The organism is Staphylococcus sp. HMSC055A09, from assembly GCF_001809655.1.
GTDB classification, from domain to species: Bacteria; Bacillota; Bacilli; order Staphylococcales; family Staphylococcaceae; genus Staphylococcus; species Staphylococcus capitis.
The window spans coordinates 93,307-115,544 of record NZ_KV798364.1; the positions used below are offsets into that span (position 1 = coordinate 93,307).

Genomic DNA, 22,238 nt, shown 5'->3' on the forward strand with positions numbered 1-22,238 from the left:
TACTTTGTACGTAATTTTTTGTTAAAATTCAATTATATTGTTAGAGATAGAGATAAAAAGGAAGATGACTATGCACAAACGACTTGCTTTAATATTGTTAAGTTTAATAATATTTTTAGCCGGCTGTGATTACTCGAAAAAAGAGAATCAAACAGGCTTTTTCTATAATTTATTTGTTAAACCAATGGACAGCTTACTTCACTTTTTAGGTAGATTATTTAATGACAATTATGGTTTAGCTATAATTGTTATTGTTCTTATTGTACGATTTATATTACTACCTTTAATGGTAATTCAAGTGAAAAATATGCATATGATGCGTGAGAAAACGAATGTGGTAAAACCAGAATTAGATGCGATTAGAGAGAAAATCAAAAAGGCTGACACTCAAGAAGAACGTAATGCGGCTAATCAATTATTAATGAAGAAATATAAATCATATGGAATTAACCCTTTTAAAAACATGATTGGATGCTTTCCGGTAATTATTCAAATACCAATACTAATGGGGTTATACATGAGTTTGAAATATCCAACAAGTGATGGAATCACTAAGTATCCTCATTTCTTGTGGTTTAACTTAACTGAACCAAATTTAATTATGACAATTATCGCAGCTAGTATGTACTTTATTCAACCATTAGTCAATTCAATTCATTACCCTAAAGATCAAAGAAAAACATATTATGTAATTATGGTAGTTTCGCCGATATTCATTACATATGCTTCTTTAACTTCCGCTTCAGCACTTGGTCTATACTGGAGTATCAGTGCAGCATTCCTAATAGTTCAAATGCATCTTGCACACTCTTATTATGGGAAACAAGCTAAAAAAGAAGCAGCCAAACTTAAAGATCAATTAGAACTAAACCAAGCTAATAAAACAGAGTAATAATTTGAATTAATAAACCATATAAATAGCACTATTTAGAGCGTGAAGACATCTATACAGAAGACGAACTAAACACTCTAAATAGTGCATTTCTTTTATTCTATAGGATTCATACCATCTTTCCACGTTGAATAGATGAGTTTACCACCTTGTGCTTTGAATTTGTCATTCGTCACACCTCGTTCAAATGGTTGTGCGGGTTGTATTGTTATTTTTGGATTAACCTGTAATTGATTCTTATACCATTCAGCAAAATCAGAACCTTTTACAGGTTCATCGTCTGCTACATTGTAAATACCATTATCAAAATTAATCGCTTGAATAGACGTTTCTACAGCATCATCAAGATGCACAAATGATGTAACACCATCGCTTAATGTAACATCGCCGTCGATAAATTGGTTATAAATCATGCCATCTTTGCCATACCAAGTTCCTGGTCCATATAACCAACCAAAACGTAAAACAACATATTCTCCTAGACGTTTAGTTTCATTTTCAAGACCTTCTACGCCATCGACTGTGACTTTTCTATCTCCGGTAGAATTATAGTCTAAAGGCGTTTCTTCTGTAGCTAATCCTTCACCAGCTTCATAGGTAAAAGCAATGCTCTGCGCGATTACTTTTCTAACGTTATGCTTAATTGCAGCATCCATTAAATTTTTAGAACCATCAATTCTCACTTTAGTATTCGCACTCATATCTACATTTTTTAAATCAGTAATTTGATTGATAATGATTTCAGGTTTAAAAGCTTCTATAGCTGCATCAATTGTGTCGGCTTTAAGAATATCACCGACATAAGGTTGCACACCTGCATTTTCCAATTTCTGTTTACCATGTTCTGATGTAGTAAAACCTGCGACTTCATGTCCCTCTTCTTTAAGACGTTTTACTAATTTCGTGCCAATTAAACCTGTTGCTCCTGTTACAAATATTTTAGTCATTTTATTCACCTTTTCTTTCTATTTTTTAAAATGAATTTCCTCAATAGCTTTATTTTAAAGCTGATCTAACGTAATCAATAGTATTCATCCAAACAATATGACCTAGTAATTCAGAAATACGTTCTTCTTTAGGTAACTCATCAATTTCAGGAGTTAAACCTACACGAGGTAACAAGTATTCATGAAATGCAATATTTATAGCTATGCCAAATAAACTCCCTCTTAAAACAGTTACTTTGGAATATCTTTCAGCAAGAATCGCATATGCGAACGCATGTGCAATTGAAAAGCCATAATGAATGCCCATCACAGCTATTGGTATTTCATTTTGATTGTAGTTATAAGTAGCATGTTTAACCTTCTCAGGTAAGCCTAATTGATTTAATAATGTCATAGGTGGCGGCTCTTCTTCACGTTCAGGAGTTCTCGGCGGTACTAACGCTTCCCATCCCATTTTAATAGCGCCTCCAATGAAGCCTCCAACAAGGCCTGTAACCATGATTCTTTTACATGTACTAGACATCATAACATCTCCTTTTTTACTCAGTTTTGTGTTTACCCTTTTCAAAAAAGCTAAAGCATATTGTAAAAAAAGAAGTAGCACATCGATTAACTTCTTCATCATCTTATAAAAAAGTTAAAACAAATGTCCTACTTCATTATTTATTGTGCGTTTAACTGACTTTCCTTTGAATGAATCAGATTTGTCACAAATTCATTCACTGGAGCGGGTATATGATTTTCTTTGCCTAATCGTGCAACTGCACCATTAATATAGTCAATTTCAGTTTTACGATGATCTTTGATTAAATCTTGATACATAGAAGGATAGTGCGGACCTACCTTTTCATTCAAGTCTATTAGATATTCAAAAACTTCATCAACATTAAGGTGAACATGATCAGATGTTGCAACATGAACAATTTCTTGTGTTAATTTATAAATTAAATTTTTGGCATAGCTACTTTCATTTAAAGTGGCTAAGTTACACTCCAAGATACTGCACAATGCATTCGCTGTGCCGTTAACACAAATCTTCTTCCAAATTGATTGATGTAAATCTTCGCTTACGACTCCATTTAATTCACTTTGATTGAGGATATCTACGATAATTTTTACGTTATCGATCCCCTCTGGAACAAGACAACCAACTTCTACGGGACCGCTTCCCATAAGGTGAGTATGACCCGGAACGTCTATACCGGCTGTCCATGTAGTGACACCACGAACAATACGGACATCTTCTACATAATTGCGAATGAGTCGTTCATGTTTTAACCCATTCATCGTACAAACCACAATGGTTTCTTTATGAATATGAGGTTTGATTGCATCTAACACTGACTCTAATTGCATAGATTTAGGAAATAAAAATATAACATCGTAAAGTTCATTTGACGGAATTTGTGAAAGACAATGCATAGGAATGTCAAAATGATATCCCTCACCATTAATATCAATATGTAAGCCTTCCTGTTGAATAGATGTGACTTGGGGTTCCCAACCATCTATAAGAGATACGTCATAACCATTTTGAAACAGTTTGGCTCCAAACCCACTTCCAAGTGCGCCAGAACCCGCAATTGCTATTTTCATTCCTTACATCCCCTTTATTAAATGATATTATTTTTAAACTACTACTTAAAAGATAAAGCGTCAATGCACATTCGCTCTTTTTTCTAAATTTTCTGTTAATTTTTATTTTAGAAAATGGATGGCCAATACGCCATCCATGATTTTTATAAATTTGATTGTTTTTTCGGAACTAAGAACAAGATAGCTACTAGAGCGAGGAGTGCTACAATTGCGTTAAATATCACACCCATAAAACCACCGAGTGATAAATTTAATTGCGCAGCAAGCACACTATAAACTGTACTTGAAATAGCGACACCAAAGGCATTCCCTAAAGAAGAAGCCATTTTGTATACACCTGAAGCTACACCTACTTTTTCGTCTGGTGCTTGAGCAACAGCTGTATCTGTTGAAGGCGTCGCATAGATACCTAAACCAGTACCAAATAATAAATACCCTACAACACTCGCTGCGATGTACCATGCGTCAGGTAAAAATGTTAAAGAAAGTAGAATTAAACCTATAACTGTAAAACCACTTCCCATAAGTAGTGGTCGTTTAGGTCCTAATGCTTGTAAAATCTTTTCACCTACACGAATCATAATTAATACCGCTACTAAATATGTAAGTGAAATATAGCCTGTTTGTTGAGAATTAAAATCTAATTGCTGTTGATAATAAGTGTTAACCACAATTAACGTACCACCTGCAACACCATTTAACATAAAGTTTGAAACTGTTGCACCGGTATAGCCTTTATTTTTAAATAAATCAAAGTCAACAAGAGGATGTTTGATTCTATTCTCATACATAACGAATACGATGAGTGAGATAACGAAAACGGCAATTAAACCTAATATAAGTGGAGACATCAAGCCATAATTAGATGTTTGAGTAATAATAACATTAATACTTAACATACAAATCACTAAAATGATTAATCCAATAACATCAAATTTCTTAGGTTCCAGAGGTTTATTGCCGATAGGTTCAGCTTTCGTCTCGGGAGTATGTTTCATTAAAAACATTGCTAATATCGTCAAAATAATAGAGATAATAAAAATAGAACGCCAGCCAAAATTTGTCGCCATTAATCCACCAAATAATGTACAGACGCCACTACCACCCCATGAGCCAATAGACCAATAACTGAGCGCGCGTTGTCTAGCTGTGCCGATGTAATATTCATTAATAATCGCTAACGTCGCGGGCATTATACATGCAGCAGAAAGTCCTTGAACTGCACGACCAATAATTAATAGACTCGGTAATGGTGTAATAATGATAAGAATTGAACCAATGATATTTAATGCTAATCCAATATATGTAAGTTTAACGCGTCCAAATTTATCCGCGATATCACCGGCACCAACAATAAATAAGCCAGAAAATAATGCAGATAAACTCACAGCAATATTTATCGTACCGATATCACTGTTATAAGATGATTGTAACGGGACAACCAAGTTAACCAGTGACTGTGCAAATAACCAAAACGTGATAACTCCTAATATGATCCCTAGTAAAAGGCGGTTATCTCCCCTAAATTCTTTTGAAGTATTCATCTATCATTTATTCCTCCTACTTGAATTAGAAACCCTAAATCTGAAAGACTAACTCACTTTAAATATATTTATTTATCTTAATTAACGAAAATACCCCTGATTATTTTTTCGTAATTTTACATTAAGAAACTTTATCACATTTAAATTTACTTTTTAAATGATACCAACAAATATGGTAAAATTTTTAAATTAAGTCTTATTATGTATAGTACCTTCTATCAAGAAATGACTTCTTATAATTTTTAGAAAATTTGTAAATATAGAAACTTATTCTACACTATTTACTTTAATATTTCCATACTATAATGTTTGAACTTATAGGTTTAAGATATGTAAGGGCTTAATTTATTGATTGAATTCTTGGAACTCACAAAAATAAGTCAAAAAAATATAATTTCCATGACAATTTATTTACGTTTTTAGTATTATTTCAATAGAATTACCCTTAAAAAATAAATACATATTACAATGTGTTTTATAGAAAGCAAAGGAGGAATTAAAGTTGTCAAACTCTAATTCAAATAAGGAAGATAATAAAAACCCCCAAGAGAAAACATATAATGTTTTTCAACAAGCCTTAACACTGGCAGTTATTTTATTAATTTCTAAAATAATCGAATCATTTATCCCGATTCCTATGCCAGCTTCAGTTATTGGTTTAGTATTATTATTCATCGCTCTATGCACTGGCATAGTCAAATTAGGACAAGTTGAATCTGTAGGAACTGCTTTAACTAATAATATTAGTTTCCTTTTCGTTCCAGCTGGTATTTCAGTTATTAACTCATTACCAATCTTAAGTAAGAGTCCTGTTTTAATTATTTTATTAATTATTATTTCAACTATTTTATTACTTATTAGCACTGGTTTTGCTTCACAACTTTTAGTTACGAAATCACTTTTCCCATCTAAAGAAAAAAATGAAGAAACTAGTCAAATCGGAGGTTAAACAATGCTTGATCATTTAGGAATTCACACACCATACTTTGGAATATTACTTTCATTAATTCCTTTCGTAATTGCTACATACCTATATAAAAAAACAAATGGTTTCTTCTTATTGGCACCATTATTTGTCAGTATGGTTGTAGGAATAGTGTTTTTAAAGGTAACTGGCATTAGCTATCAAAATTACAAAATTGGTGGTAATATCATTAACTTCTTTTTAGAACCGGCTACTATTAGTTTTGCGATACCTTTATATAAAAAACGTGATGTATTAAAAAAATACTGGATTCAAATATTTGGTGGAATTGCCATAGGTACTGTCGTAGCACTTATTTTGATATACCTAGTTGCTAGATTATTCCAATTTGGTTCTCAGATTACAGCATCAATGCTACCTCAAGCAGCAACAACAGCAATCGCTTTACCTGTATCTGAAGGTATTGGCGGAGTAAAAGAATTAACTTCCTTGGCGGTTATTTTAAATGCAGTAGTTATTTCTGCACTAGGTGCTAAAATAGTTAAAATGTTTAGAATTTCAAACCCCATTGCGAGAGGATTAGCTTTAGGTACTAGTGGCCACACTCTGGGTGTAGCTGCTGCTAAAGATTTAGGTGAAACAGAAGAATCTATGGGAAGTATCGCCGTTGTTATTGTAGGCGTAATTGTCGTAGCTGTTGTACCTATTCTCGCACCAATCTTATTATAAATTTTTAAACTTTATAATATAAAAATAGAGCTACATTTCCTTATACTTTTAATAGGAAATGTAGCTCTTTATTATTAACAATTACAAATCACTGAATATTATCCTAATTTTTGAACTTGGTCTTCTTGTGACTGAGTTTTTTATTTTTGCGAGTTGGATCTAAACGCTTCTCTAAAAAGCGTAATCCAATGTCAATAATTATAGCGATTAATGCAATAGGAATGGCACCAGCTAAAATGAATGTTGTTCCATCTGTAGAATTTGTACCACGAATGATAATATCCCCAAGTGTTGGCGCACCTATAAATGAACCAATCGCTACAATACCAATTGCTACTACAAGTGCGATTCTTATACCTCCAATAATCACAGATAATGATAAAGGAAGCTCAATCATTCTTAAAATTTGGTTGCCCGTCATGCCCATACCTTTACCCGCATCTTTAATGTTATCATCAACTTCTACGATACCTGTGTACGTATTTTTAATAATTGGTAGTAAAGAATATAAGAACACGGTCACAACAACAGTAGTTGGTCCTAGACCCATAGCTAACATTAGAATCGCTAGCATCGCAATGGCAGGTACTGTTTGGATAATGTTAGCAATCGTAATGATTGGCCATGATAAGCGTTTATATTTCGCTATAAAAATCCCAATGGGTATACCAATGATACAAGCGAATAACACTCCATAAACAGACATAAGTAAGTGTTTAAAGAAAAGTTCTAAAAGGAAGGCCCAGTTGAGTGAATAATACTCTAGGATTGAATGCAATAAATTGCCTTTCATTATTTTTGCCCTCCTTTCTCATCATCAAAATAATGATGTTTCTTCAAGTACTCTTCCGCAATCACGGCAGGTTCTTTGCCTTTACCATCCGCTTCATAATTTAATTTTTGCATTTCTTTAGTATTAATTTTACCTTGTAGTTTTTTCAATGCTTTATCAATTTTAGGATTATCTTTAATTAATTTCTCCGTAGCTAGAGGACTGCCATCATATGGTGGGAAGAATTTACGATCATCTTTTAAGATTTTTAAATCATAGGCTGCAATACGCCCATCTGTAGAATATCCTACTGCTACATCTAATTTTTTATTTTTAAGTGCATCATAAACTAAACCAATTTGCATTGGACGAGCACTATCAAATTTAAAGCCATAATCCTTAACGAATGCAGGATAGCCATCTCCTGCACGATTCATCCATTGCGTATCCATACCTAAACGCAATTTATCTTTATACTTTTTAAGATCTGATACTTTTTCTAAATGATATTTCTTAGCTGTTTCTTTAGTAACCATAAAAGCGTATGTGTTAGCAAACCCTAGAGAATCATAATATTTTTGATCATATTTCTTTTTAAATAAGCGTTGCGTTTCTGACATCGCCTTTTTAGGGTCCTTCGTCGGTTTAGCATCAAGTACACTTGTTAGTTCCGTACCTGTGTATCGAACTGACGACATATTCACATCTCCGCGTTGTAACGCATTATGCTGAATAATACTTGATCCTAAGTTACCAATTAAAGTTGGTTTGATTTTGCCATTTGTTTCATGCTCAATCATTAATTTTTCCATATTACCAATAATTTTTGTTTCACTTGTTTCAGTCGTCGTAATTTTTACATCATCTTTTGCATTGCCATCACCAAGGCCTGGCAAACTACACCCAGATAATACTAAGAGGGACAATGCAATGAGAATGACTGTATATTTCATATGTTTCTTCAAAGACGTTTCCTCCCTTTTTAATTATCTAGATACTTTGAGACCTTTAGGCACTGCCCACTTTTCAACTAATGAAAGTAAGAAGTCAACAATTAACGCTAAAAGTGTTACTAAAATAGCTGCACTTATAATCATAGGTGGTTGATAAAGATTTAAACCGTTAAATACCAAGTCACCTAATCCGCCAGCTCCGACATAACTTGCAAGAGTTGCCCAACTAATAACATACACACTTGAAAGTCGGATACCACTAATGATAAGAGGTAATGCAAGTGGTAATTCAACATCTTTCATTAATTGCATCTTCGTCATCCCCATACTTTGACCTGCTTGAATAACATTTTTATCAATATTTTTTACACCTAATACTGTATTATTCAAAATCGGTAGTAAAACATAGATAAATAAAGCTACAATAGCCGGTGTCTTACCTACACCAAAGATAGGAATCATAATTGCTAATACTGCAAGTGTTGGTATTGTTTGGAGTACACCTGCAATGGTTAATACAACATTAGCTGTGCGAGTCGTTTTAGAAAGTAAAATACCCAGTGGCACCGCTACAACAATTGCTATTAGTAAAGCAATAATTGAAATATAGAAATGCTCAATTGTTTTCGATATGAGTTGACCGCCGTATTCTTGAAAGAATGCTCTCATTATTGATCAACTCCCGTTTTCTGAGTATCATCAGGCTCATTAGCTCCTTTATGTGAGTCAGACTCTTGAGCTACGTTAGCCTCTTGCTCCTCTTGAACACGGTTGTGGGTAGGATGATTATTTAAATGAGATGAGTCATTCCTTAAGCCCTCATCACTCTCACCCCAAATTGAATCGTAAACAATGTCCACTAAGTTTGCACGAGTAATTAAACCAATTAATTCATTATCATCACCCACTACCGGTACGTTTCTTACATTACGTTTAAGAATCGTACGCACTGAATCTTGTAATTTTGAATCAATATGTACCTTATAAATATCACGTTGCATCGTATCAATTAATTCTTTTTTTGCTCTTAAACCTTGATTGATATCTTCAATATCTAAGAAACCTAATAATTTATTATGATTATTCACGACAAAGATGGTATCCACTCGACGTTCTCTCATAATATTAACTGCATCATTTAATGAATCATCCGCCTGTACTGTTACAGGTTTAATCATCGCACCTTCTACCGTCTTCATATTCGGACGATCTTGTATTAAACGATTTTGACCGATAAAGTCTTTAACGAAGTCATTCGCAGGATTTCTTAATATATTATCTGGTGTATCATACTGCACAACTTGCCCTTTAGACATGATACAAATTTTATCTGCCAGCTTAATCGCCTCATCCATATCATGTGTAACGAAAATAAATGTTTTACCAAGCTTTTGTTGTAACTCTTTAACTAAGTCTTGTAACGTATCTCGAGTTATAGGATCAAGTGCGCCAAATGGTTCATCCATTAAAATGATATCCTGTTCAGCAGCAAGTGCACGCACTACTCCAATACGTTGTTGTTGCCCACCTGACAATTCAGCTGGATAGCGATCTAAGTATTCTTCAGGTAAATCGACTAATTTAATTAATTCTTTTGCCTTACTATCTTTCTTCTCTTTAGACCATTTTAAAAGTTTAGGTACTAAAACAATGTTCTCTCGAATGGTCATATGTGGCATTAAACCGATTTGTTGAATGACGTAACCTATGCTACGGCGTAATTCTACTGGATTCATATTACGTACATCCTTACCATTCATCGTAATCTGACCGTCAGTCGCTTCAATCATACGATTAATCATACGTAATGCGGTCGTTTTACCACTACCACTTGTCCCAATAAAGGCGATAAATTCACCAGATTCAATATCCAAGGAAATATTATCAACTGCTTTTTTATTCCCTGAATAAATTTTGGTTAAGTTTTTAATACTTAACATAGTTTTGTTCCCCTTTCCAATAGTTAAAGTGACGAAGTTTCCTCAAATTTCAAAAAATAAAAGGCCTCAAGAGCAGTTGTTAAACAAATAGGTTCATAAGTTAAACAAGAGCACAGAGGCCTTTGCTTTTAAAATTTTGAATATGTAATATTTCACATAATTATGTTAGCAATCTGAATATCATACTAACACTAATATGTGCACACGTGAACTTCGGCAGTTATATAAGTCTATACCCTATATTAATTTATTAAACATCAGTCAACTTACAAAGTCATATTTTTCTATGTTAACTTTTTTATAAAATAGAGCCTAAATAAATATTTACCATCTAAAAGTTAAATTTCGATGAAAAAATAAATCAAACCGCAAAAATTCGTGAATTTTTTCACATAAATTTGCTTTAACCTATTGAAAACCTACCATAATAGTATTATTCTCAAAGTGTGATAAGAATTATTACACCAAATGAAAGACTAAAGATGTAGTTTCGATGTCAAATAAACAATTGAGGGGTTGTTAAATTATGAAAGCAGCAGTCTGGTATGGACAAAAAGATGTTCGTGTAGAGGACCGCGATCCAAAAGTATTAAAAGATGATGAAGTTCAAGTGAAAGTCTCATGGACAGGTATTTGTGGTACAGATTTACATGAATATTTAGAAGGACCTATTTTCATTTCAACAGACAAACCTGATCCGTTGTTAGGTCAAAAAGCACCTGTAACATTGGGTCATGAGTTTTCTGGCGTAGTTGAAAACGTTGGTAAAGATGTCACACGTTTCAAAAAAGGTGATCGAGTTGTCGTAAACCCAACTGTTTCTAAACGTGAAAAAGAAGAAAATGTTGATTTATATGATGGTTATTCATTTATAGGTTTAGGTTCAGATGGAGGGTTTGCAGAGTTTACTAACGCACCTGAAACAAACGTGTATCATTTACCTGACAATGTATCAGCACGTGAAGGCGCACTTGTTGAACCTACAGCTGTAGCTGTTCAAGCTGTTAAGGAAGGCGAATTATTATTCGGTGACACAGTTGCGGTATTTGGAGCTGGCCCTATTGGTTTACTAACTGTTATAGCAGCTAAAGCAGCTGGTGCAAGTAAAATCTTTGTCTTCGATCTATCTGAAGAACGCTTAGAAAAAGCAAGAAGCGTTGGAGCAACTCATACCTTTAACTCTGGAAATGTAGACCCAGTAAAAGCTGTATATGATAACACTGAAAATGGTGTAGATGTTTCATTCGAAGTAGCTGGTGTTGGTATTACATTACAACAATCTATTGAAGTGACACGTCCACGTGGTACTTCAGTTATCGTAGCTATTTTCGGTCACCCAGTAGAATTTAATCCTCTTCTTCAAATGAATAGAGGGGTTAAATTAACTACTACAATTGCCTATACACCAACAACTTTCCAACAAACAATCGATTTAATCGCTAATGGCAGTTTAAATGTTAAAGATGTAGTTACCGATGAAATTGAATTAGAAAATATAGTCGAAAGTGGTTTCAATCAACTTGTTAATGATAAATCGCAAGCTAAAATTTTAGTCCGTTTAAATGGTGATCAAAAATAATTCAACAATTAGAGTGAAATAAATAAGCGAACAGGGTGGAATCTGTTCGCTTTAAAGCTGTCGGCATGGTCTCTGACGATGTCGACAGTTTTTTATTTATGCTTAGAGAATAAAATCATGCGCCTGCTCTTTCTTTTCATCACTTATCTTGCATGCCTTTTCCATTTAAAATATGCTCATAATACTTTTCAATGCGATTAATTCTAGTTTGACTACGTTTCGCTTGTGAAATGTGATATATGTACTGATGCTGACGACCTGGAGTCAGATTATCAAACGCCTCTTTAAATTGTGGATTTTCTGAGAATTTTTCCTCTAACTCTTCAGGCACTTCATAATCTTTAGTTTTCTTCATTTCAACTTTCTTACCTGCTTTTTCAGTTTGAATGGCTTCATTTATATAGAATAAAATCTCATCTTTTCGTTCTTTAATTTCGTCTAAACTTTCAAAACGCAATTGACGGGCTGCTTGAACTTTCTCAGTTTGTTGCACTAACGTATGATATTTATCCTCTAAGATAGCCCCTTTATGAAATAGTAGTGCTACATAATGTTTAAAACCATGAATAAGCACTACATTCTTATTATTTAATGTGTAACATGGGTGCATCCATTTATATGTTTCTTCAAGTTCAGTTTCTTCAAAAATTAACTTTCTCAAATATTTATAACACGCCTGCCATTGACTATCTTTTTGTAAAAATTGTTCAACCTTTTCATTTTTTTGTTTATTCATCATTAGCTACCCCCTTCAATCCTTTTATTAAATATTATTAGCTATTGTATAATTAATTTTCAGAAAAATCTAATTATGTAACGTTAATTAAAATTTTACAAAAACACAATTTGACTATTAATTAAACTCGCGTATAATTGTACCAGTAATTTGTTGAAAAATCTTTCAGCACATAAGAAGGAGTAAATATGGAAAATAAAAATAAATCAAAAAGTAGTAAGATTAACCTCTCGCAACTCGTCTTACTAGGGCTTGGTTCATTAATCGGTTCTGGTTGGTTATTCGGAGCATGGGAGGCATCTTCTATCGCTGGTCCAGCCGCCATTATTTCATGGATCATCGGTTTCATAGTTATTGGAACGATAGCTTATAACTATATTGAAATTGGGACAATGTTCCCACAATCAGGTGGCATGAGTAATTATGCTCAATACACACATGGTTCACTACTTGGATTCATAGCGGCATGGGCTAACTGGGTTTCACTCGTAACAATTATTCCAATTGAAGCTGTTTCAGCTGTACAATATATGAGTTCGTGGCCTTGGGAATGGGCTAAACCTATGGGAGCTTTAATGAAAGACGGCTCAATCAGTACAATTGGTTTATTCGCCGTTTACGTTATTATCGCAATATTCTCCCTTTTAAACTACTGGTCTGTCAAACTATTAACTTCTTTCACTAGTTTAATTTCAGTATTTAAATTAGGAGTACCTTTATTAACTATTATTATGTTAATGATTTCTGGATTTGATACAAATAACTATGGTCACTCAGCAAGTGCATTTATGCCATATGGTAGTGCACCAATCTTCGCTGCAACGACTACATCAGGTATCATTTTCTCATTTAACGCATTCCAAACTATCATTAATATGGGATCTGAGATTAAAAATCCCGAGAAAAATATCGCTCGAGGTATTGCGATTTCACTTACATTAAGTGCAATCTTATACATTGTACTTCAAAGTACGTTCATTACATCAATGCCAAGTTCAATGATTCATGAACATGGTTGGAATGGAATTAATTTCAATTCACCTTTCGCAGATATGGCAATTTTATTAGGTATCAATTGGTTAGCAATTTTACTTTATGTTGAGGCTGTTGTTTCACCATTTGGTACAGGTGTATCATTCGTAGCTGTTACTGGCCGTGTGTTACGCGCTATGGAAAAGAATGGTCATATTCCTAAATTCTTAGGTAAAATGAATGAACAATATAATATTCCACGTGTAGCAATTGCATTTAACGCAATCATCAGTATGATTATGGTTACACTTTTCCGTGACTGGGGTACATTAGCAGCGGTTATTTCTACAGCAACATTAGTAGCATATTTAACAGGCCCAACAACAGTTATTTCATTACGTAAAATGGCACCAAAAATGACACGTCCATTTAAAGCAAATATCTTAAAATTTATGGCGCCATTATCATTCGTACTTGCGTCACTAGCAATTTATTGGGCTATGTGGCCTACGACTGCAGAAGTTATTTTCATTATCATTTTAGGTTTACCAATTTATTTCTTCTATGAATATAAGATGAATTGGAAAAACACTAAAAAACAAATCGGCGGTAGTTTATGGATTATTATTTACTTAGTCGTACTCGCATTCTTATCATTCATCGGAAGTAAAGAATTCAAGGGTATGAACTGGATTCATTACCCATGGGATTTCTTAGTTATCGCAATTGTAGCTTTAATCTTCTATCAATTAGGTACAACAAGTTACTTCGAAAGTATTTACTTCAAACGTGCCAATAAATTAAACAAGAAGATGGGCGATAAATTAAGAAAACGTCGCAGAAAAGCAAGACGTAAAGACTGGAAAGAAAGAGATCGTCAAGAACAAAATAACTAACGCATAACTTATAGCGCTCGAGATAAATATCTCGAGCGTTTTTTTAATGGTATAGTTTAAATTAAGAGATTGATAAGGAGATGGGAATATGGTTAAAGTAAATATCAATGAAGGAACAGTTCTTGGAACAAGTGACGGTGATATCGATACATTTCTAGGTATACCTTATGCCCAATCATTTAATTCTAAGACACGTTTTCAACATTCACAGTTATACAACATTGTCGATGAGATGATTGATGCCAAGAAAGCTAAACCTATCCCTCCCCAACCCTATAATTCACTTGAAGATTTCTTCTCAAATGGCGTTCAGACGTTTGAAACTTTTAAACAAGATGAGAATTGTCTTTATCTTAATATTTGGCGAGCAAGTAATACCCAAAATTTAAAACCCGTGGTTATTTATTTCTATGGAGGAGGATTTACTCAAGGGCACGGAACAGCAGATTTATACAATCCCTATCATCTCGTAGAACAAGAAGATACTATTGTTATTACCTTCAATTATCGTTTAGGTGCTTTAGGTTATTTAGACTGGTCTTATTTCAATAATCATTATGATTACAATAATGGTATGTCTGATCAAATCAACCTTTTAAAATGGGTACACCATCATATTGCCTACTTTGGTGGTAATCCTCAAAACATAACGTTGATGGGTCAATCTGCGGGAAGTATGAGCATAATGGCACTCATGCAAATACCAGAATTAGACCAGTATTATCACAAAGTGATGTTGCTCAGTGGCACATTACATAGTGATTCTCCTCTAACTGCAAATAAGAAGGCGCAACAATTTGAATCTTTAGTTCACAAGCATTATCCTGATAAATCAATTGAATCATTAACTAGTAATGAAATTTTAGATTTAATGAGATTACATAAAGTAGAACGAGGGCCATCGAGAAGTCTTGATTTGATTTATCAACCTATCCAAAGCCCTGAAATGACACGATCTGTAACTGCATTTTCAAAACCAGTATTCGTTGGTTTCACGAATTCTGAGGGAGATATTTATATAGAGAATGATTCACGGAAACTGTCACCATTGCGCTTTAAAGAAATCATGCGCTTATTCGATATTCCCATTTTAGAAGAAGTTCAAAGTGCACAACAACAAAGAGAAGTAATAACGACATCTTATTTTAAAAATATGGCATTGAACTTTCTACAATCTACACATTCTCAACATAAATGGTTAGCACGTTTCGACTGGTGTAAACCTAAAAGCATTCATTTTAAATCTGCTTACCATATTCTCGATATGATATTTTGGTTTGGCAACTTAAATATTTTATCAGCAAATAACTATCATTATACGCAATCAGATATTCAATTAAGTCATGACATGATGGCAGATTTAGGTCACTTTGTAAGATACAATAGAATGCCTTGGTCTAAATACCATGAAGATACTGAATACTTTCATATATATAAATAAACCTGAAACGCTCATCCACTAACATGAGCGATTCAGGTTTTAATTTTTAGCGTAATGAATGTTCTTTAAAGTTAAAACAACAATAAGTCCGAGTAAGCCAATTATAGCACTTGTATAGGTTATGGCTTGAACATTAATATGAGATATCACTAACCCTCCAACAATGCCACCAAAACCAATACCGGCGTTCAGACATGACATATTCCAACTCATTACTTGGCTTGTATCACCTTCAACGTGTTCAATAATCCCACTTTGAATCGCAGGGTTCGTACTCCACTGCATAATATTCCATACAAACAATCCAATGAGTAGAATAACTGTTCCTGCAAGTAATTGGTTTAACACAAGCATCATGATAATGAAGATTGATACTGATATCATCAACCAACGCTTACTTGTAATTTTATCTGCAAAGACTCCCCCAAGTGATGTTCCGATTACTCCAGCAACACCGTTGATTAACAATGCTAGAGATACAAAAGATAACTCGTGTCCCTTAGATAAAATTAATGGGTTAATATACACAAAAGTGACTGAGTTTGCTACTAAAACTAAGAAAGTAATAATTAAATATTTTACGATTTCCATAGGACGTAAGATACGTGAAGGTATTTCGGAATCATTGTCCGATGAATGATTAGAACGATTGGCATGTGCTAATTCGCTTTCTTTAGGAAGATAGATAATCATCAATATACCTACTAGAACACTAACTGCCATAATAAATAGAAATGTAAAGCGCCAACCAACCCAATCACCTATCATTGTTCCAATAGGGACACCAAATACGTTAGCACCACTAAATCCTGTATACACAACACCTATCATCTTACCTCTATTCTTCGGTTTCGTTAACATTGCAGTTAGGGCTAAGACCTTAACAATGATTAATGATGCTGCAGCTGACGATAGTATACGTCCTATAACTAAAATAGTGAAATTCGGTGCAATTGCGATGATTCCGTTACCAATGATAAAGGTGAATAACGTCCATAATAAAACTGGTCGTACAGCAAATCGATTCGTTAATTTAACTAAAATCGGACCACAAATTGCAAATGTTAATGCGTACATTGTAACCAGCTGACCTATAATCGCTTCGGAAACATTAAGATCATGGCTCATTAAATTCATAATACCAGCTACCATCATCTCTACCATTCCCACGATAAACACACTCAATATAAAAGTGGCAATACGCACGATAGACATAAATAAACTCCTTTCTTTTAAAACTAAATTGTATCGCAAAGGTTTGTAGCAAAAATAAAACAGCTACAAACGCTGAAATGTTCATAACTGTTTCATTATATAATAAGAAATTATGTTTTGTGTAGAATGGATTTAGGTATTATTCATCCCCTACTACATCTGAGTTTCGCGCTACCAACTGATGTCTAGCGTTGAAGAATTGGCCATAACTCATGTAAGTTGCAATTAATGCTGACATAATCGTTGCTGTCGTATGAATAAAGACTACTAATAGTTGGAATTTAATGGCTTGTAATGGAGGTACCCCACCAATAATTAAGCCAGTCATCATCCCAGGAATAGATACAAGTCCATACGTTTTCACAGAGTCAATAGTTGGTACAATGGCCAAACGGATACTCTCTCTAATAGAAGACTTTGATGCCATCTTCGGAGTTGCCGATAGCGTTAATTTAGATTCAATACCTGAAATGTCTTGAACAAATGACCGATCTAAGTTTTGATAAGCTAAGTTAATGGCAATCAAGCCATTATTCGCCAACATCCCGCCAATTGGAATAACTTCATTCGCAGTAAATTTTATCGCTCCGGTAGCTAAAGTGCCTGCTAATGGTAATGCTGTACCGATAAATATAGCTACGAATGAAATCCAGAATACATGATGCATCACTGGTGAAGCACGACTTATAGTATTCCATGATGCATTAATAATAATCACTAGCACACATAGCATGAGTAGCCATTTTTCATTAATTTTAAAAATGTAATGTAGCAAGAATCCTAAAATAAGTAATTGTATTGCTGCTCGTATCGTTGCAACTACTAAATCTTTAATGATATGTAAACCTTCTTTATATGAAATAAAGATTGGAATCAATAATAGTAGTGCTGTTAAACATAATGCTGTATTACTCATCACTATTCAACTCCTCGTCCTTAGTGATTTTACCGTCAGTAATGGTGATTCTTCTTTTAAAATGTCTCATACTCTGATCATCACTATGAGTAATCCAAAGAATGGCTACGCCTTTTTTAGCAAAATCAAAGATAATATTTTCAATATTTTCTTTGTTCTTAGTATCTAGTGCACTTGTCGATTCATCCAATAGTAACACTTCTGGCTCATACATTAATTGACGTGCAATCGTAATTCTTTGACGTTCCCCACCAGACATATGTTCAATTTCAGCATCTAAGTCATAATCTCCCAGTCCGACTTGTTTAATAAGTTGTTTTGCTTTTTCCTTATCAAACTTATCCCCTCTTGCCTCACAAGGGAATTTCATATTATGTTCAATCGTTGAACCTATTAAGCCACTTTGTTGCATAAGATAACTTACACGTGATCTTAATTCTTCTGGCGAATAGTCATTGTAATTTTTGCCATCTAGATATAGCTCACCTTCAGTAGGACTAATTAAATTATTAAGTTGCTTAAATAAGGTGCTCTTTCCACTTCCAGATGGCCCTATAACTGCTATGGTATCCCCTTTTTCAATATTTAAATTGATGTTGTTTAATATTGTACGTTTATCCGCTTCATATGTAAGATTCTCAACTTTTAATAGCAAGACTAACGCTCCTTTCTATGAAACTATTGTTGTTTATATTCCCTATTTTAAGTTTTATATTAACATTAAATAAATATTTATATTTTCTGAATATTATATTTATCATTACACAAAAAATGAGTACACACTCACAAATGTGTACTCATTTACATTATAAACCCATTACCATTATTAGAAATGAAACAGCATTGTTTATAGTATGCATCGTAATGGTAGCTGCTAAATTTCTACCAGTTTTGTGATAAACAAAAACGATCATGGACGCGATGATAATATAGGGTCCTATTTCAAATGGTGATTTAGCACCCACACAATGTAAGCTAGCAAATATAAGTATCGAGACTATATACATGAGCCCGTAAGTTAATTTTTTACCTAATTCATGAATAATCAAATGTCTAAATATTAACTCTTCAACAAAAGGTGTGAGTATAACAATATCTAGAAAAAGAAATGGTACTAACCATCCATGTGTAAACATTTTCGCTATATCTTTATTATTTTCAGTATCATTAAATTGAAACTTTTCCGGTAAAAACTGCATTAAAATCTGATAAAAAGATTCAAATACATAAATCATGATGATAGATCCTATAATTAATATAATATGTTTCTTAAGTGCTTTGAATCGTGATATAGCTATAGGTTTAATGTTGTTTTTATGCATGAGATAAAACACAATTAGTAAAATGAATGCTCCAATTACACTTCCAATGGTTGCAGCATTCATATAATAATCTTCAAATATTTTCTTTGACATGTTACCTACTATTGCATAACCAATGTAGGCACCAATAATTCCACATATAATAGGTATCGCTGTTAAGTTTAATATATAAATTGGAATTAACCAGAAGTCTCTCTTCACTATTTTCTTCGAATCAAATTCGTTCATAACTGGTGTATTTGTTTGTTGATGTATTTCATGTGATTCGTTGCTCATTGAATACTCCTTTATTTAATAACTTTAAAAGATATACACTTTACTCAATATCTCTAAAAATATGAAGCATTGCACACCTACTTGGTAAAGATAGGCTACTGCTAAATTTTGACCTGTTCTAATGTATAAATAAGTTGCACCACTCGCAATAAGTAAATACGGAATTATTTCGAAAATAGAAGCCATGTCATACGTATGTACTATAGATTCGATAACAATTGATATCACAATCATTATTTTCTTGTTCCATTTCTTACCTAACTCATGAATAATGATGTGTCTATAGATAAGTTGTTCAATCATAGGGCGTAAAATTACCATTGATATAAACGTAAAGCATAAGGCGATTGGGTGTAGAAATAATCCTTCCACTCGCCGTTCATATTGTGTTACACCAAATCTTAATGAGGCAGGTAGCCACTGAACAAGCCACTCAATAAGTAACATTAGCACAAATGTAATTATAACTACAATAAGTATTTGACGTACATACTTTTTAGCGTTTTTAAACTGTCTCCTTGCGACACTGGCAATATAAAACTTATGTAAGGTAAAAAACAGCATGAGCACTAAACCTTGTGCCAGAACAAAGCTTATACTTAATGAAAGGTTGTAAAACCAGTCAGGTGGTGCATGCTGTGTAATCATTGCAGTAATACCTAGTGTTCCAAAGACTACGATGATAGGTATTATACTTTGACAAAATATGTATGCTGGTATAAGTAGAATGTCTTTTTTAACAACCTTTTTACTGTTCCATAAAGGAATATGTCGTTTTCTCTCTATTGATTGTGTCTCTCTATTCATAGCTCACCTCTTATTACCTATCACTTAAACATTATCACTAAAGTACGTAAATGTAATAATTTAATTGAAATTTTAAAATTAATTTTATACGCTTTCATTGTAAAACGCATACATTAATGTATCATAATAATGAAGAAACTAGTTTAGGGGGAATGTTTATGTCTATATTGACAACGATGCAATTTATAGTCAATATCATCATAATGATTGTGCTATTAGGTATTGTTATCATGAGTTTAATTTGGCTATTTAAAGATAAAGGTCAAGATCAACATAGTGTACTTAGAAATTTTCCAGTTTTAGGACGTATCCGTTATATCTCTGAAAAAATAGGCCCCGAACTTCGTCAGTACTTCTTCGCTGATGATAATGAAGGTAAACCATTTTCAAGAAATGATTATAAACATATTGTTCTTGCAGGTAAATATAACTCTCGCATGACGAGTTACGGTACTCAAAGAGAATATAAAGATGGGTTTTACATACAAAACACAATGTTTCCATTACAAGCCTCAGAATTACATGTCGATAATTCAGATTTAATCTCAACATTTTTATATCAAATTGAAAACGAACGATTATTTAGTCGTGATGAACATAGAAAAAGATCTCAAATCGATCCTTTCTTCTTATCAGATGAACATGCAGTTGTCCTAGGACCTGAACTTAAACATCCATATAAAGTAAAACGTTTAGTAGGACAATCAGGTATGAGTTATGGTGCACTCGGTAGAAATGCTATAACTGCTTTATCAAAAGGGTTATCTAAAGCAGGCACTTGGATGAATACAGGTGAAGGTGGGCTATCAGATTACCATCTTAAGGGTGATGGTGATATCATTTTCCAAATTGGCCCAGGACTTTTTGGCGTGAGAGATAAAGAAGGACACTTTAATAAAGACATGTTTTTACAATTGGCTGATCGTGAAAATATTCGCGCATTTGAATTAAAGTTAGCTCAAGGCGCTAAAACACGTGGTGGTCATATGGAAGGCAATAAAGTTACAGAAGAAATTGCTAAAATTCGTAATGTTAAACCCCATGAAACAATTAATTCACCAAACCGTTTTGACTTTATTAAAAATCCAGAAGACTTACTCAAATTTGTTGATCAAATTAAGAATCTAGGTCAAAAACCTGTAGGATTTAAAATCGTAGTAAGTAAAGTTGATGAAATCGAAAAACTAGTAAAAACAATGGTTCAACTCGATACTTATCCAAGTTTTATCACTGTCGATGGCGGTGAAGGTGGCACGGGGGCTACTTTCCAAGAACTTGAAGATGGCGTCGGATTACCTTTACTTACCGCACTACCCATCGTCTCAGGTATGTTAGAAAAATATGGTGTCAGAGATAAAATTAAAATATTTGCATCTGGTAAACTCATCACTCCCGATAAAATTGCCATTGCGTTAGGTTTAGGTGCTGATTTAGTAAATATTGCTAGAGGTATGATGATTAGTGTTGGTTGCATCATGAGTCAACAATGTCACTTAAATACATGTCCAGTTGGTGTCGCTACAACTGATCCTAAAAAAGAAAAAGCGCTCATCGTTGATGAGAAACAATACCGTGTGACAAATTATGTAACTAGTTTACATGAAGGTCTATTTAATATCGCAGCGGCTGTTGGTGTTAATAGTCCGACTGAAATCACATCAGAACATATTATTTATAGAGAGCTTGATGGAGCTACTCAAAAAATTAAAGATTATAAACTTAAATTAATTTCATAACTAAAAAAAGAGTGCGAGATTCACGTCCCGCACTCTTCATCATC

The 22,238-nt window shown here is 33.5% G+C and carries 21 protein-coding genes; 7 read left to right on the forward strand and 14 right to left on the reverse strand.

Features of this window, described 5'->3' with window-relative positions; translation table 11 throughout:
* The first annotated feature begins 70 nt into the window (after positions 1 to 70).
* On the forward strand, positions 71 to 892 hold the full coding sequence (gene yidC / locus HMPREF2642_RS03690) for a membrane protein insertase YidC (RefSeq protein ID WP_002432847.1): 822 nt from the start codon (positions 71 to 73) through the stop codon (positions 890 to 892).
* Positions 893 to 987: 95 nt separating this feature from the next.
* Here the strand turns inward: yidC and HMPREF2642_RS03695 are convergent, their stop codons facing one another.
* The 4 genes from HMPREF2642_RS03695 to HMPREF2642_RS03710 all read right to left on the reverse strand — a co-directional run bounded on the left by HMPREF2642_RS03695 (position 988) and on the right by HMPREF2642_RS03710 (position 4,979).
* Positions 988 to 1,839, reverse strand: a complete 852-nt coding sequence (locus HMPREF2642_RS03695; protein ID WP_023351181.1) for an NAD-dependent epimerase/dehydratase family protein — start codon at positions 1,837 to 1,839, stop codon at positions 988 to 990.
* Positions 1,840 to 1,888: 49 nt separating this feature from the next.
* Entirely contained in the window at positions 1,889 to 2,362 is a 474-nt protein-coding gene (locus tag HMPREF2642_RS03700) for a DUF1440 domain-containing protein (RefSeq protein ID WP_037550344.1), read from the reverse strand.
* A 140-nt stretch (positions 2,363 to 2,502) separates the two neighbouring features.
* Positions 2,503 to 3,435, reverse strand: coding sequence for a 2-dehydropantoate 2-reductase (locus HMPREF2642_RS03705; RefSeq protein WP_070597675.1), 933 nt, complete (start codon positions 3,433 to 3,435; stop codon positions 2,503 to 2,505).
* A 143-nt stretch (positions 3,436 to 3,578) separates the two neighbouring features.
* Positions 3,579 to 4,979, reverse strand: a complete 1,401-nt coding sequence (locus HMPREF2642_RS03710) for an MFS transporter (protein ID WP_037550348.1) — start codon at positions 4,977 to 4,979, stop codon at positions 3,579 to 3,581.
* Positions 4,980 to 5,481: 502 nt separating this feature from the next.
* On the opposite strand from HMPREF2642_RS03710, the gene lrgA reads away from it, so the two are divergent.
* Together lrgA and lrgB are read left to right on the forward strand one after the other, a co-directional pair.
* Positions 5,482 to 5,928, forward strand: coding sequence for an antiholin-like murein hydrolase modulator LrgA (gene lrgA, locus HMPREF2642_RS03715; RefSeq protein WP_002432718.1), 447 nt, complete (start codon positions 5,482 to 5,484; stop codon positions 5,926 to 5,928).
* A gap of 3 nt (positions 5,929 to 5,931) precedes the next feature.
* Positions 5,932 to 6,633 (forward strand): antiholin-like protein LrgB, encoded by a 702-nt coding sequence (gene lrgB / locus HMPREF2642_RS03720; RefSeq protein WP_070597676.1) that lies wholly within the window; start codon positions 5,932 to 5,934, stop codon positions 6,631 to 6,633.
* 103 nt (positions 6,634 to 6,736) lie between these two features.
* Here the strand turns inward: lrgB and HMPREF2642_RS03725 are convergent, their stop codons facing one another.
* Genes HMPREF2642_RS03725 through HMPREF2642_RS03740 form a run of 4 tightly spaced genes read right to left on the reverse strand, consistent with a single transcriptional unit; the run spans position 6,737 to position 10,298 of the window.
* A complete protein-coding gene (locus HMPREF2642_RS03725) occupies positions 6,737 to 7,426 on the reverse strand; it encodes an ABC transporter permease (RefSeq protein WP_049428444.1) in 690 nt (229 codons plus the stop codon).
* A complete protein-coding gene (locus tag HMPREF2642_RS03730) occupies positions 7,426 to 8,370 on the reverse strand; it encodes an osmoprotectant ABC transporter substrate-binding protein (protein WP_002432629.1) in 945 nt (314 codons plus the stop codon). The genes HMPREF2642_RS03725 and HMPREF2642_RS03730 overlap by 1 nt, the downstream gene beginning before the upstream one ends.
* A gap of 21 nt (positions 8,371 to 8,391) precedes the next feature.
* Complete coding sequence (locus tag HMPREF2642_RS03735; protein ID WP_002432732.1) at positions 8,392 to 9,027, reverse strand: ABC transporter permease; 636 nt, start codon at positions 9,025 to 9,027, stop codon at positions 8,392 to 8,394.
* Entirely contained in the window at positions 9,027 to 10,298 is a 1,272-nt protein-coding gene (locus HMPREF2642_RS03740; RefSeq protein ID WP_002432604.1) for a betaine/proline/choline family ABC transporter ATP-binding protein, read from the reverse strand. Before HMPREF2642_RS03740 ends, HMPREF2642_RS03735 begins: the two co-directional genes overlap by 1 nt.
* 526 nt (positions 10,299 to 10,824) lie before the next feature.
* Here HMPREF2642_RS03740 and HMPREF2642_RS03745 point away from each other — a divergent pair.
* On the forward strand, positions 10,825 to 11,877 hold the full coding sequence (locus tag HMPREF2642_RS03745; protein WP_002432347.1) for a 2,3-butanediol dehydrogenase: 1,053 nt from the start codon (positions 10,825 to 10,827) through the stop codon (positions 11,875 to 11,877).
* A 139-nt stretch (positions 11,878 to 12,016) separates the two neighbouring features.
* On the opposite strand, the gene HMPREF2642_RS03750 is transcribed toward HMPREF2642_RS03745, so the two are convergent.
* On the reverse strand, positions 12,017 to 12,616 hold the full coding sequence (locus HMPREF2642_RS03750) for a YdeI/OmpD-associated family protein (RefSeq protein WP_037550357.1): 600 nt from the start codon (positions 12,614 to 12,616) through the stop codon (positions 12,017 to 12,019).
* Between the two features lie 185 nt (positions 12,617 to 12,801).
* Between HMPREF2642_RS03750 and HMPREF2642_RS03755 the strand changes: the two genes are divergently transcribed.
* Positions 12,802 to 14,481: an APC family permease gene (locus HMPREF2642_RS03755; RefSeq protein ID WP_002469890.1), complete on the forward strand. Its 1,680-nt coding sequence runs from the start codon at positions 12,802 to 12,804 to the stop codon at positions 14,479 to 14,481.
* Positions 14,482 to 14,569: 88 nt separating this feature from the next.
* Entirely contained in the window at positions 14,570 to 15,922 is a 1,353-nt protein-coding gene (locus tag HMPREF2642_RS03760; protein WP_070597677.1) for a carboxylesterase family protein, read from the forward strand.
* 39 nt (positions 15,923 to 15,961) lie between these two features.
* On the opposite strand, the gene HMPREF2642_RS03765 is transcribed toward HMPREF2642_RS03760, so the two are convergent.
* The 5 genes from HMPREF2642_RS03765 to lnsB form a co-directional block, all read right to left on the reverse strand.
* The gene (locus tag HMPREF2642_RS03765; RefSeq protein ID WP_049428449.1) at positions 15,962 to 17,137 is read right to left on the reverse strand and encodes an MFS transporter; all 1,176 of its coding nucleotides are present in this window, start codon (positions 17,135 to 17,137) and stop codon (positions 15,962 to 15,964) included.
* Positions 17,138 to 17,276: 139 nt separating this feature from the next.
* On the reverse strand, positions 17,277 to 18,053 hold the full coding sequence (gene fetB, locus HMPREF2642_RS03770) for an ABC transporter permease (RefSeq protein ID WP_049428451.1): 777 nt from the start codon (positions 18,051 to 18,053) through the stop codon (positions 17,277 to 17,279).
* Positions 18,046 to 18,708: an ABC transporter ATP-binding protein gene (locus HMPREF2642_RS03775; RefSeq protein ID WP_049428452.1), complete on the reverse strand. Its 663-nt coding sequence runs from the start codon at positions 18,706 to 18,708 to the stop codon at positions 18,046 to 18,048. Before HMPREF2642_RS03775 ends, fetB begins: the two co-directional genes overlap by 8 nt.
* Before the next feature lie 151 nt (positions 18,709 to 18,859).
* The gene (locus HMPREF2642_RS03780; RefSeq protein WP_049428454.1) at positions 18,860 to 19,651 is read right to left on the reverse strand and encodes a CPBP family intramembrane glutamic endopeptidase; all 792 of its coding nucleotides are present in this window, start codon (positions 19,649 to 19,651) and stop codon (positions 18,860 to 18,862) included.
* A 24-nt stretch (positions 19,652 to 19,675) separates the two neighbouring features.
* Positions 19,676 to 20,458, reverse strand: a complete 783-nt coding sequence (gene lnsB / locus HMPREF2642_RS03785) for a CPBP family lipoprotein N-acylation protein LnsB (protein WP_049428456.1) — start codon at positions 20,456 to 20,458, stop codon at positions 19,676 to 19,678.
* Between the two features lie 158 nt (positions 20,459 to 20,616).
* Between lnsB and HMPREF2642_RS03790 the strand changes: the two genes are divergently transcribed.
* On the forward strand, positions 20,617 to 22,194 hold the full coding sequence (locus HMPREF2642_RS03790) for an FMN-binding glutamate synthase family protein (protein ID WP_023351166.1): 1,578 nt from the start codon (positions 20,617 to 20,619) through the stop codon (positions 22,192 to 22,194).
* The last annotated feature ends 44 nt before the right edge of the window (positions 22,195 to 22,238 follow it).